This window comes from Acinetobacter sp. WCHA39 (assembly GCF_002165385.1).
In the GTDB taxonomy this organism is placed as follows: Bacteria; Pseudomonadota; Gammaproteobacteria; order Pseudomonadales; family Moraxellaceae; genus Acinetobacter.
In genome coordinates this window covers 1-26,724 of the sequence record NZ_NHRP01000007.1, presented here as the reverse complement: position 1 = coordinate 26,724, position 26,724 = coordinate 1, and the positions used below count along the sequence as shown (strand labels likewise).

Here is a 26,724-nt window from a genome sequence, read left to right as displayed (position 1 = left end):
ATGCTCAAAATGGTGAATCATCAATTTAAGGTTTTACAATCTGTTGTTGCAACTTTAATTGAAGGCGGAAGAGGTGTGATGGGAACACCCCAACCGAATCAGCCTTCGAAACCGTTAAAACTTTATGAGTTTGAAGGTTCACCCTTTTGTCGCCGTGTTCGTGAAGTGATTACCATGCTGAATCTGGATGTGGAAATTTATCCATGTCCGAAAGGTGGTCAAAAATATCGCCAAATCGTTAAAGAAAAAGGCGGTAAAAAACAGTTTCCTTTTTTGATTGATGAAAACACGGGTGATCAACTCTATGAGTCACAAGAGATCATTCATCATCTATTCAAATACTATGGTAAAACTGGGAAAACGCCGAAAAAATTCAGCCACTATCCAAAGCTTCCTTATGTTTCTGCTTTAGCCTCACTTGCAAATGCAGCACGTGGTGTATGGATTAACAAGAAAATTGTTAATCGAGCAGCACCAGAACAATTACTTGAATTGTGGAGTTTTGAAGGAAGTCCCTATACACGATTGGTTCGTGAAGTTCTGACTGAATTGGAAATTCCGTATATTTTGCATAATGTTGCGAAAGAACGTTGGCAAGATATGGGACCTGCGGTTTTACGTTTAAAACCTGGTCAATATATTCCATTACCGAATGGGAAGCGTGAAAAGGTTGTTGAAGTGATGGGACGAGATATTCAAGTGCCGTATTTGGTTGATCCGAACACAGGCATGAAAATGTTTGAGTCAGCTAAAATTATTGAGTACCTAAAGAAGCAGTACGGATAATAGAATAAATTGTAAAAAAGCATCTTTTAGAAGATGCTTTTTTTATATATGGAGTCTAGCAGTTGCTTCAATGATTGGTTTAGCGGTTTAATAGGCTCGAAATAGCCATATGATCAATTCCAAAATGTTAAGCCAACTAACGAACCTATTCAAAAGTTCAAAGGAAACACCTGAACAGTTATTCCTCAAAGAAAATGACTTGGTTTTTGATAGTCGCGGTGCAATTTATAGGGGCATCGTTTTGAATGAGTTAGGATTTCGTCTGGAATATTTCTCAAACCGAAAATTAGATCGATTTGATGATCTAGAGAAGCTGTTTAGGATTGCACCGCAAATTAATGAAAAGATTGATTTGGAATTGCACTCACAGCGATTTGTTGAGCGCTTAGGAAATACAGAAGAAAACCTTAAAGAGTTAAAGCAAATCATTAAAGTTTTAAATGATTATTATGTGAAGTTTCAAAGACCAAGATAAGTATAAATATTTTTATGAGTTTTAATATCTAAATAAAAAAGCTGAATCATTTGATTCAGCTTTTTATTATGCAAGCTAACGATTATTTTTCAATAATTGCTGTTACACCTTGACCGCCAGCAGCACAGATCGAAACTAAGATACGACCTGAACCTTTTTGGTTTAAGATTTTCGCAGCAGTGGCGATGATACGACCACCAGTTGCAGCGAATGGGTGACCCGCAGCTAAAGAAGAACCTTTAACGTTTAATTTGCTACGATCAATTGAACCTAAAGGTGCATCTAAACCTAAACGCTCTTTACAGAATTTCTCATCTTCCCAAGCTTTCAAAGTAGAAAGTACTTGTGATGCAAACGCTTCGTGGATTTCATAGTAGTCGAAGTCTTGAAGTTTAAGACCAGCACGCTCAAGCATACGTGGAACTGCATAAGCAGGAGCCATTAATAAGCCTTCTTTCTTGCCAACGAAATCAACCGCAGCAGTTTCAGTGAAAGTTAGGTAAGCAAGAACTTCATGACCATTTGCTTTAGCCCACTCTTCAGAAGCTAAAAGTACGCATGAAGCACCGTCAGTCAGTGGAGTAGAGTTACCCGCTGTCATGGTTGCAGCTTCGCCCTTGCCAAATACTGGTTTTAGTTTTGCTAATTTCTCAGCAGTAGAGTCAGCACGTAAGTTGTTGTCACGGCTTAAACCTAAGAACGGTGTGATTAAGTCATCGAAGAAACCTTCTTCGTATGCTTTCGCCATTTTTTGGTGAGAAGAAGCAGCTAAAGCATCTTGATCTTCACGGCTAATGCCCCACTCAAGAGCAGTAATTGCCTGATGGTCACCCATTGAAAGACCTGTACGTGGCTCACCATTTTTCGGTGCATCCATCAAATCTTTAACATTGATTTTTTTCAATGCTTTAAGGCGGTCTTTACCTGTTTTAGCGATGTTCAGCTCAAGCAAAGCTTTACGTAAACCGTCACCCAATGCAATCGGTGCATCAGATGTGGTATCAACACCACCTGCAATACCCACTTCGATTTGACCCAAAGCAATTTTGTTTGCAACAAGGAAAGCGGCTTGTAAACCTGTACCACATGCCTGTTGAATGTCATAAGCTGGAGTTTCTGGTGCAAGTTGTGTGTTTAAAACACATTCACGCGTCATGTTGAAATCACGGCTGTGTTTTAATACTGCACCTGCAACCACTTCACCTAAACGTTGACCTTGTAGGTTAAAACGCTCAACTAAGCCGTTTAATGTCGCGGTGAACATATCCATGTTTGAGGCAGTGAAATATGCGCCGTTTGAACGAGCGAATGGAATACGGTTACCGCCAATAATGGCAACACGGCGAACAGTGTTTTGGCTCATGCTTTTATCCTGTTGAACAGAAGGTTTGGTTGTTTTAGCTGTTGCTACTTTTGTAGATGTAGAAGAAGCAGTGCTTTTTGTACTACGACTGGTAGAACGAGGACGAGTCGTTTTAGTTGTCGTACTTGCTGCTTTAGGAGTTGCGTCAGCACTTTTACTTGGAGTAGAAGTTGCTTTTGATGTATTTGACACAGTCTCTTGAGCAGAATTCTCGACTGCTGGATTTTCTTGAGTTGTTTTGCTCATAAGGCTTTTCCAAGCATAATTGCGATATTCTTACTATAACCATAGCATATTTCCAGTACTGCTGTATTGACTAGAATGACGCTTTAGACCACATTCAGGTCAAGACATCCAGACATGAAGTCAAGTATGATTTATTGTGAGTCAATCAAACATTGGTTTCATGTTATTTTGCTGACATGGTTTAGATGTTTGTAAAAATTCATTTGTATGAGAGATAATAATCATGACCGATCAATACCAAGCATTTACACAATCACCTTTGGGTAAATTTGTTGTAAAAAATTTAGGTTTACCATCACCAGTTAGCTTAGATCGTTTTGAAAGTGCCCAACCTGTTGTAAATGGTGCCGTATTGCTTGGCGCAGCACCTTCAAGCACAATTTCTGCTGCTATTGCTCAAGTTCTTAGCAATATCCATGCAGATAGCTATGTAGGCAATAATGTTGAATTACAACAAACTGCTGCAAAAGTAGGTTTAAACCTTCGTCCTTTAAATGCCGATGATAAAGAGTCTAAATTTAAAGCAGTTGTATTTGATGCTTCTGGTATCCAAGATTCTGAACAGTTAAAAGCGTTGTATAACTTCTTTAATCCAATCGCACGTCAAATCTCAAGTTCTGGCCGTGTAATTGTAATTGCTACAACACCTGAAACAGCTAAAACAGTAAAACAAGCGATCGCTCAACGTGCGCTTGAAGGTTTTGTGAAGTCTGTTGGTAAAGAATTCAAAAAGGGTATCACTGCTCAAGTGGTTTATGTAGATCAAGGTGCTGAAGCAAACTTAGAGTCTACTTTACGTTTCTTAATTTCACCACGTTCTGCTTATGTATCTGGTCAAGTGATCCGTATTTCTAAAGCAGAAACAGTGAAATTAGATTGGGCTAAGCCACTTGCGGGTAAAACCGCACTCGTAACAGGTGCAAGCCGTGGTATCGGTGAAGCAATTGCACAAGTATTGGCACGTGATGGCGCACATGTGATTTGCTTAGATGTTCCTCAACAACAAGCTGATCTTGAGCGTGTTGCGGGTTCAATTGGCGGTTCAGTATTGGCAATCGATATTACTGCTGCTGACGCTGGCGAGAAAATCAAAACTGCTGCGGCTAAACAAGGCGGTTTGGATGTCATCGTTCACAATGCAGGTATTACTCGTGACAAAACTTTGGCAAACATGAAGCCAGAGCTTTGGGATCTAGTCATCAACATTAACTTGTCTGCAATTGAACGTGTTAATGATTACTTACTTTCTAATGATGGTTTAAATGCAAATGGTCGTATCGTTTGTGTATCATCAATCAGTGGTATCGCGGGTAACTTGGGTCAAACCAACTATGCAGTGTCTAAAGCAGGCGTAATTGGTTTGGTTAAATTTACTGCACCAACACTGAAGAATGGTATTACGATCAACGCGGTTGCACCAGGCTTCATTGAAACTCAAATGACTGCTGCGATTCCATTTGCGATTCGTGAAGCAGGTCGCCGTATGAACTCAATGAACCAAGGTGGTTTACCTGTAGATGTTGCTGAAGCAATTGCTTGGTATGCTTCTACTGGTTCAACAGGTGTGACAGGCAACGTTGTTCGCGTATGCGGTCAAAGCTTGTTGGGCGCTTAAGCGTTAAAAGTTTTGAAGAGGGGGTGCTTGTGCATCCCTTTTTTATAAAAATATAGAAAGGTTCATTATGAATACACGCCATTTTAGTCAATTGCCAAAGCCTTACTTAGCTTATCCAAAAGTTATTCAAGGTTTAATTTTTAAAAAGCCAAAAGGCGAAAAAGTATTACCACAAATTGAATATGTGGTAGATACGCTTAACATTGATGTAAAACATTTAGAAAGCTATAACGAAATTTGTGGTTTTAAAAATGATGGTTTTGTACCAGCAATTTATCTAGCAGTACTGTCGCAAAGTCTGCAAATGCATATGATGACCAGTGAAGCGTTTCCATTTGCGATTTTAGGATTGGTACATATTCGTAACCAAATCAAACAAATTCGTAAAATCGGTGTGAATGAGCAAATTACGTTGTCATGTAAATTTGGCGAACTTCAGCCACATGATAAAGGCTTACAATTCGATTTCATTACAACTGCCAAAGTGGGCGGTGAAGTGGTGATGGAAAGTTTAACGACTTATTTATCACGTCAAAAAACTGAGAAAAAAGCTTCTGAAAAATCGAAAGAATCTAAAGAGCCTGCATATCAGCCAAAAGCAGAATGGAATATTTCTGAGAATACGGGTCGCCGCTACGCATTGATTTCAGGTGATTTTAACTTGATTCATATTCATGCAGTCACAGCTAAAGCATTTGGTTTTAAACAAGCGATTGCACATGGCATGTGGAGTAAGGCAAAAGCTTTGGCGAGTATTGAATTACCAGTTGCTTATGAAGCAGATGTTTGGTTCAAGTTGCCGATGTACTTACCATCAACTGTTGAGTTTTTAACAGCCGCTGAATCAAAACAAACTGACTTCTTGATTCGTAACGTTAAATCTAAAAAGCCGCATGTTGCGGGAACAGTGAAAGCACTTTAATACTGAATCGTATGGTTGAGTCAGCCCTTTTGTTCGCAAGAGGGTTATTCTAAAAAATATAAATATCATAAGGACATGTGCATTGATTAAAGAGATTTTATTTGCCGATACGCATAATTATCATGGCAAGGTTGATCATCGTTTTATTGACCTAGCAACCCAATTCAGTCGTTTTCAGGATGCGAGAAGCCATCAAGGTGGCGCTGCGTTGGTGGTATATTTTCAAGGTCAGAAAGTTGTTGATATTTTTACTGGTAAAAAATCTCAAGATCAAGATTGGCAAGCAGATACTTTGTCGATGTGCTATTCGACAGGTAAGGGCATATTGGCAACACTTGCACATATCTTGGTGAGTGAACGTTTACTTGATTACGATACGCCAATTGCACACTACTGGCCTGAGTTTGCTCAAAATGGCAAAGCCAATATAACATTGCGTCATGTCTTGTCCCATCAAAGTGGTTTGTTTGATATTCGCAATTTGATTGAGACAGCAACAGAAATGTTGGATTGGTCGCATATGTTAGAGCTAATGGCTGCTGCTACACCACGTTTTGAAGCAGGACAAAGTTTTGCTTATCAACCGCTGACTTATGGTTGGCTCGTGGGTGGAGTCATTGAAAAAGCAGTGAAACAGCCTTTAAGTTGGTTAATGCAGCTTTATTTGGTGCAACCACTTGAGTTGGATGGCGCATATTTTGGTACACCAAACTCTGAATTACAGCGAGTTGCACGCTTACTTGAAAAACCTAAAAAACCATCTGCACCAAAGCCACAAGTTAAAAAAACTGATTCACCACGCAAAGCCTCATTATCAGAAAAGTTCTTAGAACTTTCAGGACAAAGCCCTCAAGATTTCCAAGATGCGATGATTCCAAAAGGCATGCGTAATTTTAGCTTCTATAGTGATGCAGGCCTACAAGCCGTGATTCCCGCCGCGAACGGGGTGTTTACAGCAGATAGTCTTGCCAAAGTTTATGCAATGCTTGCTAATCAAGGGCAGTGGAAAGGTCAACAATTGATTCGTCCAGAAGTATTTAAGCAGTTAAGCACCGTACAATCTAAAGCACGTGATCGAGTGATGCCAATTCCAATGCATTGGCGTTTAGGCTTTCACCGTATTTTAACAATGGGCAAACGTGCGCCACATGGTTTTGGTCATGTTGGTTTTAATGGTTCAGGTGCATGGTGTGATCCTGACCGTGAACTCAGTTTCGCTTATACGCATAATTTTAGTACCACTTCTGCAACAGGCGATTATCGTTTATGGGGCTTGAGCCAAGAGACGCTCCGCTGTGCCGATGCAATCTTAAATGGGCGAAAAGGCTGGTTTTAATTTGATCTGGTGTAATGAGGCTGCATATAGTAAATAATAGCCTCCAATGACCTGAAAAAATACCTTATCTCAATAAGCTTAGATAAGGTTTTCTAAGGAATCTTAAGTTCGAAAGCACGTAAGATCTTGCATAACTGAATCATGGGTAGACCCATCAACGTAGTTTGATCGTCACCAACCATTTTCTCAAATAAGCTAATCCCTAAGCTTTCACACTTAAAACTGCCTGCGCAATGTAACGGTTGATCAATTTCGATATAACGTTCAATCTCAGTTAGTGTCAATTGACGAAATTTCACTTGGTAATGCTCAACCAGTGTGGTTTCAAAGCCAGATTGCAAGTGCTGAACACTGAGAGCGGTGCTAAAAAACACGATTTTCCCTGAGTTTTCTTGTAATTGTTGAATAGCATTTTCAACACTTAAAGGCTTACCAATGAAGTCATATGGTGCGTGTTCACGCCAAGCGACTTGATCAGAACCAATGACAATCGCATTGGGATTATGTTCAGCAATAACCCGTGCTTTCTGAAAAGCCAGACGTTTAGCCAAATCATCGGCATGTAATTCACCCATTGCAGATTCATCAATATCAGGTGAAATACAACGATAGTCCAATCGTAAACGATCCATCAAGTCTTTACGAGTTTGGCTGCTCGATGCCAAAATCAATTCAAATTGATTCATTAGACCGCATATTCCACGAGAATATTCAGTGGCACATAATGCAAAACCGCGTTATGGCAGGCATTCAACTTAATCGGTGGAGCATGACCTGCTTCGTATGCTTCAACCCAACGAGTCACACATATACACCAAAAATCACCAGGTTTTAATCCAGGGAAACCCACTTCTGGTAAAGGTGTAATTAAATCATTCCCAACTTTTTGTGAAAAATTTAAAAAATCTGACGTCATTTGCGCACACATGGTGTGCTGACCTAAGTCCGTGACCGCTGTATGGCAAAAACCATTACGGAAATAGCCCGTGATTGGGTCAAAGCAACAACTAGATAAAGGTTCGCCAAGAACATTTAAACGATTAATTTTTGGATCAGGATGAATAGACATAAGAATACAAAGATTTAATGACGATGATTATGATAATCAAAAGTGAAATTTTAGACAGCTTTTCTGCAAAAAAACTCACCTTTATTTTAGAGAATCATTTAAAATTGTGCCGTTTTTAAAATCAACTAGAGAGCCATCCATGAATTTTCAGCGCATGACTGACCTTGATTTAGCAGGTAAACGTGTTCTTATTCGTGAAGACTTAAACGTTCCTGTAAAAAATGGGGAAATTACCAGCGATGCACGTTTACGTGCTGCATTACCAACAATCAAAGCTGCGTTAGATAAAGGCGCTGCGGTAATGGTATTTTCTCATCTTGGTCGTCCTGTAGAGGGTGAGCCAAAGCCAGAGCAATCACTTGCACCAGTTGCAGCTTATTTAAGCACTGCTTTGGGTCAGGATGTTAAATTATTTACTGATTATTTAGATGGCGTTGAGGTTGAAGCGGGTCAAGTGGTATTACTTGAAAATGTACGTTTCAATCATGGTGAAAAGAAAAATAAAGAAGAGCTTGCACAAAAATATGCAGCACTTTGTGATGTATTCGTTATGGATGCATTTGGTACTGCTCACCGTGCAGAAGCGTCAACAGAAGGCGTAGCACGTTTTGCTAAAGTTGCTGCTGCTGGTCCGTTATTAGCCGCTGAATTAGATGCGCTAGGTCGAGCAATGCAAACACCTGAAAAACCAATGGTGGCAATTGTTGCGGGTTCTAAAGTATCAACAAAACTTGATGTATTAAATTCACTTTCTAGCATTTGTGATCAATTGATTGTGGGTGGTGGTATTGCTAATACATTCCTTGCTGCTGCTGGTTTCAATGTTGGTAAATCTCTCTATGAAGCTGATTTAATTGACACTGCAAAACAAATTGCTGCAAAAGTAAGTGTTCCATTACCAACTGATGTCGTTGTTGCTGATGCAACTCAAATCGACTTCAGTGACTTCTTAGGTTCTTTGGCAAACGCTCAAGCAGTCGTTAAGAAAGTAGAAGATGTTGCAGATACTGACATGATTTTAGATGTTGGTCCTGAAACTGCACAAGCTTTTGCAGAAATCTTAAAAACATCAAAAACGATTCTTTGGAATGGTCCAGTAGGCGTATTTGAAGTTGATCAATTTGGTGAAGGGACTAAGACACTTTCATTGGCAATTGCTGAATCTACTGGTTTTTCAATTGCAGGTGGTGGTGATACATTAGCAGCTATTGATAAATATGAAGTAGCTGATCAAATCGGTTATATTTCAACGGGTGGTGGTGCATTCTTAGAATTTGTAGAAGGCAAAACATTACCTGCGGTGGCTGTGTTGCTTGAGCGTGCTTAAGTCAGGTTTAGCCTCTGTTATATAACAAGTGATTAAAAAAGAGTCGATATCAATCGGCTCTTTTTATTGTGTCATTAAAGTGTCATATATTTGCAATATAATTGTCATTAACTTAAGCAAGTAACTGTGGAAAGCCGTGATGAAATTGAAATTAACCCTTGCCGCTTTAATTATTGCTCCGATGATGCTAACAGCATGTGGAAAGAAAGAAGAAGCAAAAAATGTTGAACAGCAAGAACAAGTAGCTTCAGATGTATCAGCACCGACTACTCCAGAGCAACAAGCTGCGATTGCTGCAATTGATAAACCAGAATTACAAGAGACGAAAACTGCTGAAGTGGTCAGTCCTGCTTCAGAAGTAGCTGCGAGCGAAGCTCACTAAGCTGCAATAACTAAAAAAGCCGATATTGAATATCGGCTTTTTTGTATTTATGAGTTGGCTTTACAATAAAAAGTCAAGGTTGTTTGATAATCATCATCTTTGGCTAGAGATGCATTTTTACCCGTAATTGTTCCAATGACACCAGCAGCAGCCTCAACCAACTTTCCAGTTTGTTCATCGACTACACCTTTTAAAACCCCTTGATATGCCGTTTTTTCATCAACAACAATTGGGGATGTATTCCGTGTGCAGGTTTTTTGCGCCGCACTAATCGCATTGTTTTTTGCAATCAGATTGGTTTTACCAACTCCTGTCACTTCATATTGATTGTTTTCTTTTTGAATGGCGAGGGTATTGGTTGGTGTTGATGCACATGCAGTCAGTCCAAGTGCCAAGCCACCTAATAAACTCATGATGAACGTTTTTTTCATTGCTTGTTCTCAAGTCGTGATCTAATTGTATTATTTGAACATATAATTTTTGATAGCCTTTGCAGCTTATGTACAGTTTATAGTGAGACTCTGTTAAATTTCTCAAATTACTAATTAAGCAGGGATTAAACGTGGTAGAAATCAGTTAGATTATGCTAATCTAAACAAATCCTTGTGTTAGTTAGATTCATGTCAATGACGGACTCAAATATAGAGACAATTCATCAAAATATCCATCAACGTCAATCTATTGGGCAATTAATTGAGCCAGCACCGAATACACAACAACTCGAAAAAGCGGTACAAGCTGCATTAACAGCACCTGATCATCATCGCTTAAAACCAACACGTTTTGTGGTTGTAACAGCTGAGCAACGAGCGGCTTTTGGTGAATTTTTAGCAAATGCTTTAGCTGATATGGGCGAAAATGACCCTGCACAATTAGAAAGAGTGAAGCATCATCCATTTCGCGCGCCTTTACTTGTTTTAGCCTTAACCACGATCCAAGATCACCCAAAGGTTCCGCACTTCGAACAAATTTTAAGTACGGGTGCTGCTGTTCAAAACTTCTTACTCTCATTACAAGCACAAGGTTTTGCGAGTATGTGGCGTTCTGGTGCAGTTGTAGAATCCAATTGGCTTAAGCAACAATTTGGCTTAAAAGAGCAAGATTTGATTTCTGGTATTATTTATATTGGGACAGCCGCTAAAACGATTGCACCTCGTGCAGAAATAGAGAGTCAAGATTTTTTAAAAGTATGGCAACAAGTTTAATCTTATTGATGAATGATTAAAGAAAGAAATTGGTTTCAGGAAAAAAAATGACAGAGTTAAAATTTAGTGATTTAGTTGAGCCTGTGGCAGTAGATCAAAAAACAGCATTAAGAATTACGGTATTGGGCGGTGGTAGTTTTGGTACAGCAATGGCGAATTTAGCCGTGCGTAATGGCTGCGATACCATGATTTGGATTCGTGATGCGGCTGTAGCAGAAGAAATTAATCAAACACATATTAATAAACGTTATTTACCTGATTATCCATTAGAGCCAGCTTTGCGCGCTGTTGCTGATTTAGAATTAGCAGTAAGAGATCGAGATATTATTTTGGTCGCAATTCCTAGTCATTCATTTCGTGATGTTTTAAAACAAATTGCGCCGTTTATTACGGCTCAAGCGGTAGTTTCATTGACCAAAGGCATTGAAGCAAAAACGTTTAGTTTTATGAGTGAAATTATTCGAGATGAACTGCCAGAAGTCCCTTATGGTGTTTTATCAGGGCCTAATTTAGCAAAAGAAATTATGGCAGGCATGCCATCAGGAACAGTCATTGCAAGTGAATCGGAATTGGTTCGCTACGCGGTACAACATGCATTACATAGCGCATTGTTCCGTGTTTTTGGTAGTGATGATGTACACGGTGTAGAACTTGGCGGTGCATTAAAAAATATCTATGCGGTTGCCATGGGAATGGGGGCAGCTTATAACATTGGTGAAAATACCAAGAGTATGATTTTAACCCGTGCTTTGGCTGAAATGAGTCGTTTCGCCGTAAAGCAGGGTGCGAATCCTTTAACTTTCTTAGGGCTTTCTGGGGTAGGTGATTTATTTGCAACCTGTAATAGCCCATTAAGTCGTAACTATCAAATTGGTTTTGCACTCGGTTCAGGTAAAACACTTGATCAAGCAACCAAAGAATTAGGTCAAACAGCTGAAGGGATTAATACCATTGTTCAAGTGCGTGCCAAAGCACAAGAACTTGATGTTTATATGCCGATTACCAATGCCTTATATGAAGTTATTTTTGAAAATGCGCCACCAATGACGATCGCTTTGTCATTGATGAAAAATGGTCATCGTAGTGATGTAGAATTTGTTTTACCACATCATGAAGTTTAATCAGAAAACTGTCATCAATCATTGTTAATATATAGGTATAAATAATAAGGTCGTTATATGCAGTTAACTTTAGTACGTCACGGTGAAGCATCTCCAGCAATCAATGGTAATGACACTCAACGCCCATTAACAGTTCGTGGACATCAACAAGCTGAGCAAACAGGACATTTTTTAAAAGATGTTATTCAGCCTGAAATTTTTATTGTTAGTCCGCTATTACGTGCCCAAGAAACTTTGGCACATATTAAGGCTCATTTTCACGGTATTCCTGTTTTAATTTGCGATAAAATTAAGCCTGATGATGATGCCAAAGATGCAATTGAGTGGTTATCAAAACTACCCTATGAATCTATTGCTGTGGTATGTCATATGAATGTTGTAGCACACATTGCAGAACAATTGACTCATGAGCGTTTTAATCCATTTGCATTAGCAGAAGTACGTATTTATGATCAAGCTGTGATTGCCAATGGCTTATCGACACAAAAGAATCGTTTTACACCAACATTATAATTTATATATCCGCGATAGGATAAGGGTACTGAACACCGATGCTGTATATATGGATGCCCGAAACCAATGGAACATGGTATTGGTCGGCAGGGGAAAATTGGTTGCAGACAAATAGTCTTGAGCAGTTGATTCAGGACTTACAAGTGCATAATGGAAAAGAGGCAGTGGTCTATTTTCCAAGCCGTAATGCGCAAATCTTGCAACAGCCTATGACAAAAATGCACTACAAGCAGTTAGGGCAAGAAGGGCTTAAATACTTATTAGAAGAATATGTGACTTTGCCAATCGATCAAATGAAGGTGGTTCATCATTTTCAAAATGATCAGCTTAGTGTGATGGGCGTGGCTCATTCCACAGTTGAGACATGGCAACATGCGCTTAGTCTTTTGCCAATTCAAATTGCAGCGTTCTTACCTGATTTTTTAATTTTGCCAACGCCAGAAGAAAACCAAGTGGTGATTGCAAACCTCTATGATCACTTATTGGTAAGAGAATCGGAATGGTCTGGTAATTCAGTGGATGACTTGGGATTATTCCTTGAGTTTCAAACACCTGAAACGAATTATAAGCTGGCAAATCTTAGTTCAACTGAATTAGCAACAGTTATGGCTGCTTCAACCCAAGATCAATACACTGAATTTAGTTACCAATTTCAGCCCTTGGCAAAGGCAAAACAGCATCCATTTAATGTTTTGCCAAAATCCAAGAATGCAGAAGTTCAGTGGTCAGGTTATTGGAAAGCTTCAGCATTGGTTTTGGTTGCCGTCATTTTTGTTCAATTGGGTTATGACGCTTTACGTTGGTCTAAACTAAAAAAAGTGGCTGATCAGACATCGGCTCAGGCGATAGATCAATATAAATTGTGGTTTGGTGAAAATAGTCGCGTTACTGAGCAAAACATTAAAAGTCAGTTCGAAAGTCAATTACGAATGAGTCAGCTGGGTGATACACAAGCACTTTCGTTGTTGAGTCGAGTAGGACCGATTTTAATGCAGAAACAGATCATTGCTCAGCAAGTTAATTATGATGCTTCGACTTTAGCAATGTCATTAAAAGCTAAATCTGCAGATGACTTACAAGGATTAACTCAACAATTAAACCAACAAGGTTTCCAAGCTGAATTGGGTAATGTTCAAGCAGATTCGATTGGTGCGATTGGGGTGGTAAAAGTAAAATAATGAAAGCATTAACAAGTCTACAAAATAGTTTCGATCAAAAAATTGAAACCTTAAATCAATATTTACAGAGCTTATCTGTACGTGAACGCGTGATGGTAATTTTCACAACAGTTTTTTTAGTTGTTGTGATTATTGGTTTTGCATTATGGAAAATGCATGCTTTGGCTGAGCAACAGCAAAAACGTTTAAATGAATTAAAAGATTTAATAGTTTGGATGCAAAGTAATGCAGCAACAATGAAACCTGCAAATGATCTAGAGCTATCAGCAGCAGATAAAATTCAACGTACGGCACAACAACAAGGCTTATCAGTTTCTTCACAGCAGAATGGTGAGCAAATTCAAATTGTCGCTGAACATCAAAATTATGCTGTTCTTGCAAACTTCTTAATGCAACTCTCTCAAATGGGCTTAAGTATCCAGAAAATGGACTTGGTCTCAAATAACAATCAAATCAAGTTAACTGCGACCGTGCAATAACTATAAAGGAGCTTGAAGCTCCTTTATAGTTATAGACTCATCATGATGAGTATGATTAACTCTGAATGACTCTAACTCTAAAATAATTTTTTAAGATCAGAAAAATACAAACGAACAATGACTTTTTTGGGGTAGCTATGTTTGATGACGTTGGTAAGTGCTTCTTCTGTAATCTGCAATAATGTCAAACATTCCAATGCACTAGGTTGTGAATGCCAAAGTTCTGCAAAATCCCAAACAGAGACTAAGATTAAAAATCTGAATAAAACCAGAAAATTGTTTAATCAAGAAGCACTAAAGCAAAGACTCTACAAAATAAGCCTATGTCAAGCATGGTGTTTTGTTGAGCCTATGCCTATAATACGGCTACTTGAAAAATCAGTAGACTGTGATTGGTATGTTATATTCATTGGCTCGCCCTTTGTTGTTTACTTTGGCACCAGAGCGTGCACATGAACTCACACTTTCTATGCTCGATACAGCGCATAAATTTGGATTGATGCATCAGAAAACTGCACATAAACCAGTGAGCTGTATGGGTATCGAGTTTCCAAACCCTGTTGGTCTTGCCGCTGGTTTAGATAAAAATGGTGCGCACATTGATGCTCTAGCTGCTTTAGGTTTCGGTTTTATTGAAATAGGTACCATTACACCACGTCCACAAGCAGGTAATCCTCAACCACGTTTATTTCGTATTCCAGAAGCGAAAGCAATCATCAATCGCATGGGATTCAATAATGACGGTGTTGATCAACTGATTGAAAATGTTAAAGCTGCTAAGTTTCAAGGCGTTTTAGGAATTAACATTGGTAAAAATGCAGATACTGCCGTTGAAGATGCGGTTTCTGATTATTTGATTTGTTTAGAAAAAGTTTATAATTACGCATCATATATTACAGTTAATATTTCCTCACCGAATACAAAGAATTTACGTAGTTTACAAAGTGGTGATGCACTTACAGAGCTATTACAAACTTTGAAACAACGTCAACTAGAACTTGCTAAAGAAAATAATCATTATGTTCCTTTAGTACTCAAAGTAGCGCCAGATTTAACGCCTGAAGATATTACATTTATCGCTAAACAATTATTGAAATTTAAGATTGATGGCTTAATTGTTACCAATACAACATTAGGGCGAGACGGTGTTGAAAATCTGCCAAATGGTAATGAGGCAGGTGGTTTGTCGGGCGCACCCGTTTTTGAAAAAAGCACCGAATGTTTACGTCAGTTCGCCGATGTTTTAGATGGAAAAATTCCTTTAATTGGTGTCGGGGGAATTGTTTCAGGTGAGCAGGCCGTAGCAAAACAAGAGGCGGGCGCGAGTCTCGTTCAAGTATACAGTGGCCTTATTTATACAGGCCCAACACTAGTAAAAGATTGTGTTAACGCGATGACTGTGTGACATGAACACACTTGATATCATCATCCTGATCATCTTGCTCATTGGAGGGCTGAACGGTTTGCGTCAAGGATTTATTAAAGCCTTTGCGAACTTGATCGGGTGGATATTCGCATTGGTCATTGGGGCTAAATATGCAGTCATTTGGGCACCTGCGATGAGCAGTCTCAGCCAAGACCCTGTCGTGCAAAAAATTGCAGCTTTCGCTTTTATCGTACTGATCATTGTGGTGTGTACCTGGATTGTTTCGGCACTGTTGAATGGCCTCTTGAAAAGTTTGAAACTGGGTCCATTAAATCGTTTAGCAGGTGGCGCATTTGGTTCCCTGAAAGGTTTACTGATTGTTTTGGTCACCATGCAGGGCGTTGGTCCGTGGGTGGAAAGCTCGCCACACTGGAAACAGTCCAAATTTGTACAGATCTTATTGCCATACGCGCCATTAGCGACTGAAATATCAAAAGATGCTGCAAATGAAGCGATACATCAAATGACATCTGAAGGTGCGTTATTACATCGCCCTTCGACTGAAATGGAGGAGTCAGAACGCGCTTCAGTAGATCAACGTTCTGATCATTCAACGAAAAATCCTTTTTATTAATTGGGGTTAAACCCCGTTCCTAGCTTGTCGAGAGGTTGCTATGTGTGGAGTTGTTGGGATTGCCGGTAAATCGCCAGTAAACCAAATGTTATTTGATGCCTTGACGATGTTACAACATCGAGGACAAGATGCAGCAGGGATTGTAACTTGCCATCAAGGGCGTTTATTCCTCCGCAAAGATAATGGTATGGTGCGTGATGTATTCCATACCCGTCACATGCGTGCTTTGCTTGGTAACTATGGGATAGGACATGTTCGTTATCCAACAGCAGGTTCATCAAGTAGTGCTGAAGCACAGCCGTTTTATGTAAACTCTCCATATGGTATTACCCTTGCACACAATGGTAACTTGACCAACGCCGCAGAAATTCATGATGATCTGTTTAAAACAGATTTACGTCACATGAATACTGATTCTGATTCTGAAGTTTTACTCAACGTGTTTGCACATGAGTTACAGAAGATCGGTACACTCAACCCAACGCCAGAAAATATCTTCCACACCGTATCTCGTGTTCATGAGCGTTGTAAAGGTGCTTATGGGGTTGTTGCGATGATCACAGGTCATGGGCTTGTTGGTTTCCGTGATCCAAACGGGATTCGTCCTTTGGTTTACGGTTCTCGTGAAACTGAGCAAGGCACTGAATATATCATTGCCTCTGAATCCGTTGCGATTACAGCGCTAGGTTTTAAAGTTGAGCGTGATATTGCACCAGGTGAGGCAATTTTCATTAATTCAAATGGTGAATTGTTTACCAAACAATGTGCAGTAAATCCTGAATATCGTCCATGTATTTTTGAATATGTGTACTTTGCTCGCCCAGATGCAACAATTGATGGCATCTCAGTTTATAAAGCTCGTTTAAAAATGGGTGAAAAGCTGGCTTATAAAATTTTGAAGGAATGGGGTAAAGAGCACGATATTGATGTGGTCATTCCAATTCCAGATACTAGCCGTACTTCAGCATTAGAATTGGCTAATATTTTGGGCGTGAAATTCCGTGAAGGTTTTATGAAAAACCGTTACATCGGACGTACCTTCATTATGCCAGGTCAACAGCAGCGCAAAAAATCAGTTCGTCAAAAGCTAAACCCAGTTGAGCTTGAATTTAAAGATAAAAATGTACTGTTAGTGGATGACTCGATTGTACGTGGTACAACGTGTAATGAGATTATTCAAATGGCACGTGATTCTGGCGCGAAGAAAGTATTCTTTGCTTCGGCTGCACCTATGGTGAAATATCCAAACGTGTATGGTATCGATATGCCAGCAAAATCTGAATTAATTGCTTCAGATCGTACAGTTGAAGAAATTCGTGAGATTATTGGTGCAGATCGTTTAGTTTTCCAAGATTTGGAAGATTTAAAGAACGCAGTGCGGACTAGCAAAGTACCTAATTTAAGAGAATTCGAATGTTCAGTATTTGACGGGATCTATGTGGCTGGTGGGATTGATAATGACTATCTGATTAATCTCGAGCAGAAACGTAATGATTCAGCAAAAAAGAAAGCAGATGGTTATATTGATGTAAATATCGATGCTTCTTCTGTTGATTTAACAGGTATTAAAGAAGAGTAATCATTTAAATCTATAGAAAAGCGGGAAATTCCCGCTTTTTTATTTTATGATATTTAAGGTTTCGAAGCCTCTAAGATCAACAATGTAATCGGGAAAATTTACATTGAAAGAAATGAGCCATTATTTAATTGAAAATAAAAATATTGCATGGTCGGTAAGTTTTTGCTTGCTCGCTATGTTGTCGACAGTTTTTATTCTCAATTTGATTTTGGGGTTGGTCGTTCATTTCTTTGACTACACTCAAGCCATTTGGTGGCATGTTCTTAGTCCCTATTTCATCTTTCTTTTATTTTTTGTTATGGTTTGGTCGGTTGGTGCTGAACTGTATGTCTTACGTGAAGGCGGCCATTCACTTGCAAAACAACTTAAAGCTAGACGCCTTGTTTTTGATGAGAGTACGCCCGAAGAAAGCACAGCATTAAAAGTCGTAGAGCAAGTTGCTCAAAGTTTTGCGATCGATACCCCCGCTGTTTATGTGCTCCCAGATGAAGTTGGTGTGAATGCGTTAACCGCAGGTTTCAGATCTCAAGACATCGTAATTATTTTAACTTGGGGTGCTCTACAAAATTTAGATGAACTAGAGCTATATGGCTTATTAAGCTATGAGTTCAACCAGATTTTATCAGGTGAAGCGGTTGAAAATACTAAATTAAAAATCTTATACAGTGGTTTAACCACCTTTAGTCAATGGGGGAGTAAATTAGCTCAAGCAGGCTACAATCCTTATGCAACGTCTTATCGAAACAAATTCGAAACTATTTTTGTTGCGATTGGTGGAGTGATTTGGCTAATTGGGAGTTTAGGAATTTTAATTACGCGTTTAATTAAATATTTGACCTTAAGTGGGCGAACTTTTCGTAATGACCTGAAAACTATGCGTTTGATGAATAATAATGCCAATATTCAAACCTTGTTACGTATCTATGTCCACCATTCAGGGTCGCAAATTCATAGTGCGTATTCAGAATCGATTTCACATATGTGTTTCGCAAATTCTCTTAGTCCGCAAAGTTGGATGAATATTCATCCAAGTATCAAAGATCGAATTTATGAACTAAATCCTACTTTGCTACAGGATTTGCAATTAGAAAATTTAAAAAAGCTACGCAATCGTCCTTTATTTAGTCTGTTTCGTTCTTTGGAAGAAGAAATGACAGATATGACATTACCTTGGAGTTCTCCACAGCCTTTACCTTTATTACGTTTATCACCGATCAGTTTTGCCTTAAATGATGCAATTAAGCCTTTAAACTCTGAAATGCGGAAGAATAAAAAACGCCCAGAATTGCTACAAAGAGCGATGCAAACGGCGACAGGTTCAAGGGAAGTGATGGTTGCGATTCTAATGATTCGTCAATATCGTGAATTCATTCCTCAAGAAGCCGCGGTAAGTCATGCAATTGTAGATTCTTTATTGAATTTAGATGGTCGTATTCATGTTCAAATCTTCCATGATGCCTGTAAGAATATTGGGCATATGCCGACAAGTATTGCTCGTCAATTTTTGACTAAACTGGCTTGTATTATTCAAGAGGATGGTGAGGTAGGTCTGCTTGATGCTTTATTGTTGGAGAGAGTAAAGCGTGAACTTAATCTTATGCCTGCACATTTACCAACATCATTTGAAGATGTGAAAGCACAAATTGTGCATTTAATTGATGCTTTATTGCATGTACAACAAATTAATAGTCCAAATCAGCTTGAGGTGCGTGAGCGAATTCTTCAGCAGATTTTAGCACCCGAAGAAATGCAGATTTATGCAGATATTTCTGATGAACCACTTGATTTAGCAGAAATTTTAAATGATGTTTCAGGCTTATTATTACGTGATCGCCTCAATATTTTAGCAATTGCAGAGCGATGTTTATGGAGCGATCGTATCATCACGCAAGATGAATTAGATGTTTTAGAGTTGCTTTATTGGCGTTTAGGATTCGATACACGTGAAGTTGTTGAACAAATGCAAAAGAAAAATAGTTTGATGATTATTTAATAATAAACTCGTATTAGAGCTAGAAAGATCAAGCTTAAAACGTTACGTGACAATCACATAAAATGATTTAATTTCAAGGTAAGCTTGCCTTTTATTTTAATCTTGAATTACGCATTTTTTGAGTAAGTTATGCAATATATTGAAATTTTAAAGGCTTTATTTTTAGGGTTTATTGAGGGTTTGACCGAGTTTTTACCGATTTCAAGTACGGGTCATTTAATTTTATTTGGTCACATGATCGACTTCCATTCTGACGATGGGCGTGTATTTGAAGTTGTCATTCAGCTTGGTGCAATTTTGGCTGTTTGTTGGTTATACCGACAAAAGATTTTTGATTTGGTTAAAGGTTTTTTTAGTGGCGATTCAGAAGCGCGTCATTTTGCTTTTAGCGTTTTAATTGCTTTTTTTCCTGCTGTCATGATTGGTATTTTTGCAGTCGATTTTATTAAAAGTGTTCTATTTAGTCCACTTGTGGTCGCAATCGCACTGATTGTTGGTGGTCTGATTATTTTCTGGGTTGAATCCAAGAATTTTGATCATAAAACAACTGAAGCGACAAAAATTACTTACAAGCAAGCTTTTTTAGTCGGTTGTGCACAATGTGTTGCGATGATTCCAGGGACTTCTCGTTCTGGTGCTACCATTGTGGGAGGAATGTTCTCAGGTTTGTCTCGTAAAGCGGCAACAGAATTTTCTTTCTTTCTCGCGATGCCAACGATGTTGGGGGCTGCAACTTTTGATCTTATTCGTAATGCGGATGTATTGACACAAGATAATATGTTGAATATCGGGGTTGGTTTTGTTGCTGCTTTTATTTCGGCATTATTGGTGGTGAGCGCATTAGTTAAATTTGTTGAACGCCACACTTTACGCGTATTTGCTTGGTATCGGATTGTACTGGGTATAATTTTATTATTTGTTTTTCTATAAAAATAAAATCTCCCTTTTAGAAAAATTACTAAAAGGGAGAGATTCTAAGTTAAAATTCTTATTCTTTATTTCTTTTTTCATGTTTAGAACTGGTTCGATTGTAAGATGACAATAGCTAAAATGAATGCCCGAGATTTAATCATTGATTTACTTTTAGGGCTACAAGGTCGTGAGATCTCGATTAAACAAATTATTATCGCAGCGAAGCTTTTTGAGATTAGTGAAAATAGTATTCGTGTCGCAGTAACCCGATTATCTAGTGATGGGGTGATTGAAGCGATTGAGCGGGGTATATATCAATTTACGGCTAAATCACACGAATGGGCCGATGTAATGTTGAACCGTAAAAATGGAATTAAACAAACAAAACAATGGGATCACCAATACTTAGCTGTCTTTACGGGGGAATTAGGGCGGGTTGATCGTACAGCTTTAAAGCGCCGAGAACGCGCATTAAAGCACTTCGGTTTTAAAGAATTAGAACAAGGTATTTATATTCGCCCTGATAATTTAGCCATTTCTTTTAAAGAGGTATTTTTGGCATTACAAGCTTCTGGCTTAGAAAAAAGCGCCAAAATTTGCCAAATTAATCATTTCGACACCACAACATTAAATAAAATTCAGAAGCTTTGGCCCACTCAAACACTTAACCAAAACTATAAAAAATATAGTCAAATGATTCAAAAGTGGTTGGAGACAGTTGAGCAATTAAGTTTAGATATTGCTGCTAAAGAATCGCTATTGCTTGGTCGGCAGACCATTTCTTTGCTGATGAATGATCCATTATTGCCTGAGGATTTTGTTGATGTTCATTTACGTGATCAATTTGCGTTAAGTGTTCAGCAATTGGATCAGACTGGACTGGAATTGTGGCAACGATTCTATGAAATCAGTTTAGTATAAATATTACTAAAAAATTAATTTTAATGTATTGACAGAAATATTACTTAATCTAAAATAAAAATTATATTTATGTATCTATAGAAATAGAAAAATTGTAGGGTAGGGATATGAATACACGGACATCAATAAGTGATTTGTTCACAAGAGAAGAAATCACAGAATTGACAACAAAGTCAGATTTACACGGTAGTTGGGCTGTTTTATCAACTTGGGCAGTCATTGGTGGAACCTTCGCTGCAGTTGCCAGTACATGGGAGTATTTACCTGTCTGGGGCAAATTACTGATGTGTATAGCTGCATTGGTAATATTAGCGGGTCGTCAACTTGCGCTTGCAATCATTATGCACGATGCTTCACACCAAAGCTTATTTAAAACCAAATGGCTGAATGATATTGCCACTGATTGGCTTTGTGCTCGCCCAATCTGGAATGATTTAAAGAAATATCGTGCCCATCATTCACGCCATCACAGTAAAACTTCTACCGTAGAGGATCCTGATCTGTCTTTGGTAGAGGGTTTTCCAACTTCGAAGAAATCGTTAATGCGTAAGTTTTTCCGTGATGTTTCTGGAATAACAGGATTAAAATTCGCACTTGGACGAGTGCTTATGGATGTTGAGAAAATGGAGTGGACGGTTTCTAACGACCGTCGTTGGATTTCTCAAGAGGGACGCCATTGGGTCGACTATCCAAAAGCATTTCTAAAAAATAGTGGTGGTGCAATAGCAACAAATGCTGCTTTGTTTTCAATATTATGGGCAGCCGGTCATCCTAAATTGTATGCGCTTTGGATATTGGCATATTTAACACCATTTCCATTATTTTTACGTGTTCGTTCGATGGCAGAACATGCAGGTATGCCAACCAGTAATAGCGCATTAACCAATACACGGTCTACAAAAGCAGGTTATATTGCTCGTGCTTTAGTTGCACCTATCCATGTCAATTTCCATAAAGAACATCACTTAATGGCAACAGTTCCATATTTTAAGTTACCTAAAATGCACCAGATGTTATTAGAGCGTGGACATGTTCCTGAACCTCCTAATTACTGGCAAGTCTTAAATGAACTTTCAGATCAAGCTGATTAAATGTTTGTTTATAGTTTTAGTCATAATTTAAAAATAATCTAAGTCATGTGGGATGTATTGTTATGGCACTTAGTAAGCATGAAATTACTCGTTTTTTGGCACAGGAATTTCCTCAAGCACTCGAAAAAACTAATATTGAAGAGATTAGTCCTAAAGGGGCACAGTTACTTTATAAAATCGATCAGAACGATTTACGTCCAGGTCAAACTGTATCAGGTCCAACCTTGATGTTGGTGGCTGATTTCGCGCTATATGTTGCGATTATGGGACATTTAGGTCTAATTGCTATGGCTGTTACAACCAACATGACCATTAATTTTTTTCGTAAACCGAATGGAAATCAAGATATTAAAGCTGAGTGTAAATTAATCAAAGTTGGTAAAACATTGGTTACAGGTGAAGTGTGGTTATATTCTTTGGATGATGAAGAACCAGTTGCGCATGTGATTGGAACATATGCGCTTCCACCACGAAAAGCTCAGTAATTATTTGACTAATTAGAATTGTTTAAAACGATCTTGTTTAGAGAGTAATTGACTGGAAATTCCTAAGATTTGAAACTTGGACAATGTGATGGTGTGATTATTAGTGGTTTACGTGGTCGCCAATTCAATAAATATGTAGCATCATTGGATGCAATTGGTGCATGAACAGACTTAAAAACAGCAATACTTGCCTATCAATGATTTTTGCTTATAAACCCTTTGAACTCTATAAAGGTTTGGGGGATAAAGGTGGAATCGTAAAATTTCCATTAACACAAATTTCAGCAAATTTTATTATTCGAAAGGATAAGTTTCCTGAAGGATTTGGGCAAAAGTCTCGTGAATGGGTAGCGGGTCAACTTGATGGTACTTTGAATATCATCGCAAAATATGAAAAAGAAACTCCTGAAAAATATTGGATGAACATTCCCCCCGAAGAACAGCTTAATTAGATGAAAATGATGCGCGAAGCTCGTATTTCTTTAACCAAAGCAGGTATTTATGATCCAAAAATGATGAACTTTCTGAAAAAAAGTGCGTTGTAAGCAAAATCCAAATAGTTTTGAATACACCCTGAATGATGAATAAAGCATCGTTTACAATTCTGAAAACCTTTTTATTCATTGTAATTAAGAGGTTTTTTATTCATTCCAAAATGTTAAATTTTAAAAAACATAACAACATTTAAGTATGCGAAAGAGTAAGAACATGCTAAAACTAACTATGTTCAAATTTATTTGTTCTTACTATACTCGGCTAATATGACGCAATCGTTCGACTTCATACCTTTATCGCAAATTGAATCAAATCAAGAACATATTTTAGCGATTAAACGTAATGATTTACTTCCTCTACTCAATGATCCACATCGTTTGAATCATTATGCAGATCATTTAGTTCAAGCTCAAAGTGTATTACTGAATGGTGTTGACCCTAGATTGAATCAGCAATTGAGTGAAGTGATTACCCAGATTATTCAGCAACTTTCAATTTCCAAAAAACATTTAGGTGGTCGTCGTTTTAACGCGTTACAAAAATGGTTAGGTATAGATGTTGAATACGATGCTGGTCAAGTAAAGTTTGTCAAAGATCTTGAGCGTTTAATCAATGAAGCAAATCATTTAAGTCAGCGCTTACAGATCGAAATCCAAAAATCGCAATCACGACTACAGCAAGCTTTAGGTTTGAGAGAACAGATGGCCGCTTATATCCGCGCCGCTGATGAATTTTTAATAGAATATCCTCAATTTACTCAACAGCAAAAACTTGACCATTTTGTTGAACGGCTCTCAAAAAAAATAAACACCTTACACACCTTACAAACGAGTAATGATATTGCGATGAAACAAATGCAGTTATCACAAGAGTTATCTTTTGGCTTGCTAGATCGATTTAAAGAAGCACAACAGGTTTTGATTCCTGCATGGCAATATCACGTTAAACAAAGTACAGCATCGACTTCAACAAATACACTTGATCAGCTTGATAAAAGTCGAGAAGATTTAATTAAAAATTTGAAAAAATCATTACAGAAATAAGAGGGAAAAAAGATGTCAGATTCAGAACTTAGCAAATTATCTCATGAGCTTGAAGTAAAGCCTGAGCAACGTTTTGAACAGTTGAATTTAAAAGATTTAGGATTGCAACCACATGATCTTGCAGAAGTAATGGATGCACATAAAGAATTGGCAGATATCAGTACCACAGTGGTAGCTGAATATGGCAAAAATATTGCCAGTAAAACTTCAACTTATACCGATGAATTGTTAAATCTGGTTCAGAATAAAGATTTGGATACGACTGGACAAAAACTTAATGAGGTCGTGCAAGTCGCACAGCAATTGAATACTTCAAGTATTTTGAATAAATCAAAAAGCTCTGGGTTTTTTGGCGGTTTACTGAGTAAGTTTAAAAATGCTAAACTAAATTTTGATCAGCATTTTAATACCACTAAAGAGCAGATTGATGTATTGGTTAAAGAAATTGAAAGTTCTCAATCGGGGTTGAAAGCTCGGGTTGGAACCTTAGATAAAATGTTTGATGCGGTACAGGATGAATATAAACAGCTTGGAGTTTATATTGCTGCAGGACAATTAAAACAGCAGGATATTCAGCAACAGATCTCAATGCTCACATTAAAAGAGCAGGATCAACAAACGACGCAACAGATTTATGATCTTAATCATTTGGCGAATAATCTTGAGAAAAGAGTCAGTGATTTGCAGGTTTTACAACAATCTGCAATGCAGACTTTGCCGATGATTCGGATCATCCAGTCGAATAATTTAATGTTGATAGATAAGTTTTATGCCATTAAGAACATTACGCTACCTGCATGGAAAAATCAGATTAGTTTGGCGATTTCATTACAAGAGCAAAAGAATAGTGTCCAGTTAGCAAAAGCGATTGATGACACAACGAATGAATTATTACGCCGTAATGCTGAATTATTGCATCAAAACTCAGTCGATACTGCGAAAGCGAATCAACGTTCAGTGATTGATGTAGAAACACTTGAACATGTACAAAACACCCTCATTAAAACAGTAAATGATGTGATTCAGATCCAGAAAGAAGGGATGCAAAAGCGTGCGGAAGCGACAACACGTTTACGTGCTTTGCAAGAGAACTTAAATCATTTAGTGCTTGAGCATAGCCAGCCACCTAAATCTTGATATTGTTAATTTTTGAAGGAAAAATCATTGTCACCCATAAACGATTTTAGTGTACAACCGATTGACCAACGTTTAGATGCATTAAATAAACGTCAACGTCATTTAATGTTCTGGTTCGTTTTAGCCTGTACATTGGTCGTTATTACAGTTGCATCGTTATTTTTGCAAAAAGAATTTATCTATCGGTTCTTTGATCTTTCCACGCATGTTCAGGCATTAGATTTGCCTTATCATGTTCAAGAATTGGTGCCATTTAAACAACCAGTCGATTATTTTTTTAATTTATTATCATGGTTTGGTTGGTTGTTTCTAAAAATTTTGGTTTCGTTTATTGGGGCATTTTTACTGCTCAGTTGGATGAAGAAATTTAAGTTTTTTCAACAACGTTTCCAAGCATGGACACAGCGTATTCTGGCTTGGATTATTGCCTTTATTTTACTTTGGTCCAGTCTGAGCTACATTCAATACGATTGGAAAGATGAAACCAAACAGGCGTATCAACAATGGATGAGCTATCAAAATAATATTGTTGAAAGTCAAATTGCTCAAGATTTACAGCAGGCCAACATTTCATCGACTGAAAAAGCCTATGTGTTGGCGCAAGTAGCTTTATTGCATCAGCCTATCGATCGTAAAACTGCCAATGTCTACGTGAATCAATTGATTGTTGCTGAGAAGAATAACCCGATTCAGTTTAAACAATATGATTTTAAGCTTGAACAGTTATGGGTTATGCAGCAGCAGCTCTACGGTAAGAGTATCACCTCAATTACTCAGCCCTTAGATCTGCGTGCACAACAAGCCGAACGTATTTCTCAGATTGTGAATGTAATTTTATTGGGCTTGATTGTGTTGGTTGTTGCTTTAAGCACCATTTTGTATGTACTCGCTAAGCAATTGAAAAATCGCCATATGCGCATTAATCAAAAGCTTGATGTCTCTTAAATCTTAATTCGGTTTATCCGATTAAATTTATAAAAACATACTGTTTTACCTATTTATTAGTTTTGCGTACTATAGCTTCATCGAATGAATTTAGCTGATTTGAACT

Annotated in this window: 27 protein-coding genes and 1 pseudogene; 24 read left to right on the top strand and 4 right to left on the bottom strand. The window is 38.1% G+C overall.

All coding sequences use genetic code 11. From position 1 onward, the window contains the following. Both CDG56_RS05070 and CDG56_RS05065 read left to right on the top strand, forming a co-directional pair. Window positions 1–786: a glutathione S-transferase N-terminal domain-containing protein gene (locus CDG56_RS05070; protein ID WP_087547138.1), complete on the top strand. Its 786-nt coding sequence runs from the start codon at window positions 1–3 to the stop codon at window positions 784–786. A gap of 124 nt (window positions 787–910) precedes the next feature. Then, the gene (locus tag CDG56_RS05065) at window positions 911–1,261 is read left to right on the top strand and encodes a hypothetical protein (protein ID WP_075696634.1); all 351 of its coding nucleotides are present in this window, start codon (window positions 911–913) and stop codon (window positions 1,259–1,261) included. A gap of 82 nt (window positions 1,262–1,343) precedes the next feature. Here the strand turns inward: CDG56_RS05065 and CDG56_RS05060 are convergent, their stop codons facing one another. Then, window positions 1,344–2,870 (bottom strand): acetyl-CoA C-acetyltransferase, encoded by a 1,527-nt coding sequence (locus tag CDG56_RS05060; RefSeq protein WP_087547137.1) that lies wholly within the window; start codon window positions 2,868–2,870, stop codon window positions 1,344–1,346. Between the two features lie 223 nt (window positions 2,871–3,093). On the opposite strand from CDG56_RS05060, the gene CDG56_RS05055 reads away from it, so the two are divergent. From CDG56_RS05055 to CDG56_RS05045, 3 genes are all read left to right on the top strand, one after another. Next, on the top strand, window positions 3,094–4,485 hold the full coding sequence (locus CDG56_RS05055; RefSeq protein WP_087547136.1) for a 3-oxoacyl-ACP reductase: 1,392 nt from the start codon (window positions 3,094–3,096) through the stop codon (window positions 4,483–4,485). 67 nt (window positions 4,486–4,552) lie between these two features. Continuing rightward, window positions 4,553–5,407: a MaoC family dehydratase gene (locus CDG56_RS05050; RefSeq protein WP_087547135.1), complete on the top strand. Its 855-nt coding sequence runs from the start codon at window positions 4,553–4,555 to the stop codon at window positions 5,405–5,407. 82 nt (window positions 5,408–5,489) lie between these two features. Then, entirely contained in the window at window positions 5,490–6,743 is a 1,254-nt protein-coding gene (locus CDG56_RS05045) for a serine hydrolase domain-containing protein (RefSeq protein WP_087547134.1), read from the top strand. Between the two features lie 92 nt (window positions 6,744–6,835). On the opposite strand, the gene CDG56_RS05040 is transcribed toward CDG56_RS05045, so the two are convergent. Continuing rightward, entirely contained in the window at window positions 6,836–7,429 is a 594-nt protein-coding gene (locus CDG56_RS05040) for a Maf family protein (RefSeq protein WP_005160740.1), read from the bottom strand. Next, window positions 7,429–7,812 (bottom strand): DUF2237 family protein, encoded by a 384-nt coding sequence (locus tag CDG56_RS05035; protein ID WP_004680899.1) that lies wholly within the window; start codon window positions 7,810–7,812, stop codon window positions 7,429–7,431. Before CDG56_RS05035 ends, CDG56_RS05040 begins: the two co-directional genes overlap by 1 nt. Window positions 7,813–7,951: 139 nt before the next feature. Between CDG56_RS05035 and CDG56_RS05030 the strand changes: the two genes are divergently transcribed. Together CDG56_RS05030 and CDG56_RS05025 are read left to right on the top strand one after the other, a co-directional pair. Then, window positions 7,952–9,139 carry a phosphoglycerate kinase gene (locus CDG56_RS05030; RefSeq protein ID WP_087547133.1) on the top strand — a complete coding sequence of 396 codons (1,188 nt, stop codon included), beginning with the start codon at window positions 7,952–7,954 and terminating at the stop codon, window positions 9,137–9,139. Window positions 9,140–9,278: 139 nt separating this feature from the next. Beyond that, window positions 9,279–9,521 carry a hypothetical protein gene (locus CDG56_RS05025; RefSeq protein WP_018678030.1) on the top strand — a complete coding sequence of 81 codons (243 nt, stop codon included), beginning with the start codon at window positions 9,279–9,281 and terminating at the stop codon, window positions 9,519–9,521. A gap of 47 nt (window positions 9,522–9,568) precedes the next feature. Here CDG56_RS05025 and CDG56_RS05020 read toward each other — a convergent pair whose 3' ends face one another. Further along, the gene (locus tag CDG56_RS05020; protein ID WP_087547132.1) at window positions 9,569–9,952 is read right to left on the bottom strand and encodes a hypothetical protein; all 384 of its coding nucleotides are present in this window, start codon (window positions 9,950–9,952) and stop codon (window positions 9,569–9,571) included. Window positions 9,953–10,147: 195 nt separating this feature from the next. Here CDG56_RS05020 and CDG56_RS05015 point away from each other — a divergent pair, with 195 nt between their 5' ends. The 17 genes and pseudogenes from CDG56_RS05015 to CDG56_RS04935 all read left to right on the top strand — a co-directional run bounded on the left by CDG56_RS05015 (window position 10,148) and on the right by CDG56_RS04935 (window position 26,618). Continuing rightward, entirely contained in the window at window positions 10,148–10,726 is a 579-nt protein-coding gene (locus tag CDG56_RS05015; protein ID WP_087547131.1) for a nitroreductase, read from the top strand. Window positions 10,727–10,773: 47 nt separating this feature from the next. After that, window positions 10,774–11,847 carry an NAD(P)H-dependent glycerol-3-phosphate dehydrogenase gene (locus CDG56_RS05010; RefSeq protein ID WP_087547130.1) on the top strand — a complete coding sequence of 358 codons (1,074 nt, stop codon included), beginning with the start codon at window positions 10,774–10,776 and terminating at the stop codon, window positions 11,845–11,847. 57 nt (window positions 11,848–11,904) lie between these two features. Continuing rightward, complete coding sequence (gene sixA / locus CDG56_RS05005) at window positions 11,905–12,360, top strand: phosphohistidine phosphatase SixA (protein ID WP_087547129.1); 456 nt, start codon at window positions 11,905–11,907, stop codon at window positions 12,358–12,360. A 38-nt stretch (window positions 12,361–12,398) separates the two neighbouring features. Then, a complete protein-coding gene (gene gspL, locus CDG56_RS05000) occupies window positions 12,399–13,538 on the top strand; it encodes a type II secretion system protein GspL (protein ID WP_087544382.1) in 1,140 nt (379 codons plus the stop codon). Then, on the top strand, window positions 13,538–14,017 hold the full coding sequence (gspM, locus tag CDG56_RS04995) for a type II secretion system protein GspM (protein WP_087547128.1): 480 nt from the start codon (window positions 13,538–13,540) through the stop codon (window positions 14,015–14,017). Before gspL ends, gspM begins: the two co-directional genes overlap by 1 nt. Window positions 14,018–14,414: 397 nt before the next feature. Then, on the top strand, window positions 14,415–15,422 hold the full coding sequence (locus tag CDG56_RS04990; protein WP_087547192.1) for a quinone-dependent dihydroorotate dehydrogenase: 1,008 nt from the start codon (window positions 14,415–14,417) through the stop codon (window positions 15,420–15,422). Between the two features lies 1 nt (window position 15,423). Continuing rightward, on the top strand, window positions 15,424–16,017 hold the full coding sequence (locus CDG56_RS04985) for a CvpA family protein (protein WP_087547127.1): 594 nt from the start codon (window positions 15,424–15,426) through the stop codon (window positions 16,015–16,017). 40 nt (window positions 16,018–16,057) lie between these two features. After that, complete coding sequence (purF, locus tag CDG56_RS04980; protein WP_087536879.1) at window positions 16,058–17,596, top strand: amidophosphoribosyltransferase; 1,539 nt, start codon at window positions 16,058–16,060, stop codon at window positions 17,594–17,596. A 103-nt stretch (window positions 17,597–17,699) separates the two neighbouring features. Beyond that, complete coding sequence (locus CDG56_RS04975; RefSeq protein ID WP_171295104.1) at window positions 17,700–19,589, top strand: M48 family metalloprotease; 1,890 nt, start codon at window positions 17,700–17,702, stop codon at window positions 19,587–19,589. Window positions 19,590–19,718: 129 nt separating this feature from the next. Then, window positions 19,719–20,519, top strand: coding sequence for an undecaprenyl-diphosphate phosphatase (locus CDG56_RS04970; protein WP_087547125.1), 801 nt, complete (start codon window positions 19,719–19,721; stop codon window positions 20,517–20,519). A 105-nt stretch (window positions 20,520–20,624) separates the two neighbouring features. Continuing rightward, window positions 20,625–21,422 (top strand): PaaX family transcriptional regulator C-terminal domain-containing protein, encoded by a 798-nt coding sequence (locus CDG56_RS04965; protein WP_087547124.1) that lies wholly within the window; start codon window positions 20,625–20,627, stop codon window positions 21,420–21,422. Window positions 21,423–21,529: 107 nt separating this feature from the next. Then, window positions 21,530–22,513, top strand: coding sequence for a fatty acid desaturase family protein (locus CDG56_RS04960; protein ID WP_087547123.1), 984 nt, complete (start codon window positions 21,530–21,532; stop codon window positions 22,511–22,513). Window positions 22,514–22,575: 62 nt separating this feature from the next. Next, window positions 22,576–22,998, top strand: coding sequence for a PaaI family thioesterase (locus CDG56_RS04955; protein ID WP_087547122.1), 423 nt, complete (start codon window positions 22,576–22,578; stop codon window positions 22,996–22,998). A 66-nt stretch (window positions 22,999–23,064) separates the two neighbouring features. Beyond that, window positions 23,065–23,586, top strand: a pseudogene (locus tag CDG56_RS04950) (putative solute-binding protein); the annotation flags it as partial. A 173-nt stretch (window positions 23,587–23,759) separates the two neighbouring features. Continuing rightward, window positions 23,760–24,536 carry a tellurium resistance protein gene (locus CDG56_RS04945; protein WP_087547121.1) on the top strand — a complete coding sequence of 259 codons (777 nt, stop codon included), beginning with the start codon at window positions 23,760–23,762 and terminating at the stop codon, window positions 24,534–24,536. 12 nt (window positions 24,537–24,548) lie between these two features. Then, window positions 24,549–25,673, top strand: coding sequence for a toxic anion resistance protein (locus tag CDG56_RS04940; protein WP_087547120.1), 1,125 nt, complete (start codon window positions 24,549–24,551; stop codon window positions 25,671–25,673). A gap of 27 nt (window positions 25,674–25,700) precedes the next feature. Continuing rightward, window positions 25,701–26,618, top strand: coding sequence for a hypothetical protein (locus CDG56_RS04935; protein ID WP_087547119.1), 918 nt, complete (start codon window positions 25,701–25,703; stop codon window positions 26,616–26,618). Window positions 26,619–26,724 lie beyond the last annotated feature (106 nt).

Bases quoted from the DNA above. Each gene is read 5' to 3' on its own strand.
- gspL (WP_087544382.1), top strand. From the start codon at position 12,399: ATGCTGTATATATGGATGCCCGAAACCAATGGAACATGGTATTGGTCG.
- CDG56_RS04985 (WP_087547127.1), top strand. From the start codon at position 15,424: ATGAACACACTTGATATCATCATCCTGATCATCTTGCTCATTGGAGGG.
- CDG56_RS05055 (WP_087547136.1), top strand. From the start codon at position 3,094: ATGACCGATCAATACCAAGCATTTACACAATCACCTTTGGGTAAATTT.
- CDG56_RS04990 (WP_087547192.1), top strand. From the start codon at position 14,415: ATGTTATATTCATTGGCTCGCCCTTTGTTGTTTACTTTGGCACCAGAG.
- CDG56_RS05020 (WP_087547132.1), bottom strand. From the start codon at position 9,952: ATGAAAAAAACGTTCATCATGAGTTTATTAGGTGGCTTGGCACTTGGA.
- CDG56_RS05060 (WP_087547137.1), bottom strand. From the start codon at position 2,870: ATGAGCAAAACAACTCAAGAAAATCCAGCAGTCGAGAATTCTGCTCAA.
- sixA (WP_087547129.1), top strand. From the start codon at position 11,905: ATGCAGTTAACTTTAGTACGTCACGGTGAAGCATCTCCAGCAATCAAT.
- CDG56_RS04955 (WP_087547122.1), top strand. From the start codon at position 22,576: ATGGCACTTAGTAAGCATGAAATTACTCGTTTTTTGGCACAGGAATTT.
- CDG56_RS04970 (WP_087547125.1), top strand. From the start codon at position 19,719: ATGCAATATATTGAAATTTTAAAGGCTTTATTTTTAGGGTTTATTGAG.
- CDG56_RS04960 (WP_087547123.1), top strand. From the start codon at position 21,530: ATGAATACACGGACATCAATAAGTGATTTGTTCACAAGAGAAGAAATC.
- CDG56_RS04965 (WP_087547124.1), top strand. From the start codon at position 20,625: ATGACAATAGCTAAAATGAATGCCCGAGATTTAATCATTGATTTACTT.
- CDG56_RS05035 (WP_004680899.1), bottom strand. From the start codon at position 7,812: ATGTCTATTCATCCTGATCCAAAAATTAATCGTTTAAATGTTCTTGGC.
- CDG56_RS05040 (WP_005160740.1), bottom strand. From the start codon at position 7,429: ATGAATCAATTTGAATTGATTTTGGCATCGAGCAGCCAAACTCGTAAA.
- gspM (WP_087547128.1), top strand. From the start codon at position 13,538: ATGAAAGCATTAACAAGTCTACAAAATAGTTTCGATCAAAAAATTGAA.
- CDG56_RS05030 (WP_087547133.1), top strand. From the start codon at position 7,952: ATGAATTTTCAGCGCATGACTGACCTTGATTTAGCAGGTAAACGTGTT.
- CDG56_RS05025 (WP_018678030.1), top strand. From the start codon at position 9,279: ATGAAATTGAAATTAACCCTTGCCGCTTTAATTATTGCTCCGATGATG.
- CDG56_RS05065 (WP_075696634.1), top strand. From the start codon at position 911: ATGTTAAGCCAACTAACGAACCTATTCAAAAGTTCAAAGGAAACACCT.
- CDG56_RS05050 (WP_087547135.1), top strand. From the start codon at position 4,553: ATGAATACACGCCATTTTAGTCAATTGCCAAAGCCTTACTTAGCTTAT.
- CDG56_RS04940 (WP_087547120.1), top strand. From the start codon at position 24,549: ATGTCAGATTCAGAACTTAGCAAATTATCTCATGAGCTTGAAGTAAAG.
- CDG56_RS05010 (WP_087547130.1), top strand. From the start codon at position 10,774: ATGACAGAGTTAAAATTTAGTGATTTAGTTGAGCCTGTGGCAGTAGAT.
- CDG56_RS04945 (WP_087547121.1), top strand. From the start codon at position 23,760: ATGACGCAATCGTTCGACTTCATACCTTTATCGCAAATTGAATCAAAT.
- CDG56_RS05070 (WP_087547138.1), top strand. From the start codon at position 1: ATGCTCAAAATGGTGAATCATCAATTTAAGGTTTTACAATCTGTTGTT.
- purF (WP_087536879.1), top strand. From the start codon at position 16,058: ATGTGTGGAGTTGTTGGGATTGCCGGTAAATCGCCAGTAAACCAAATG.
- CDG56_RS05015 (WP_087547131.1), top strand. From the start codon at position 10,148: ATGACGGACTCAAATATAGAGACAATTCATCAAAATATCCATCAACGT.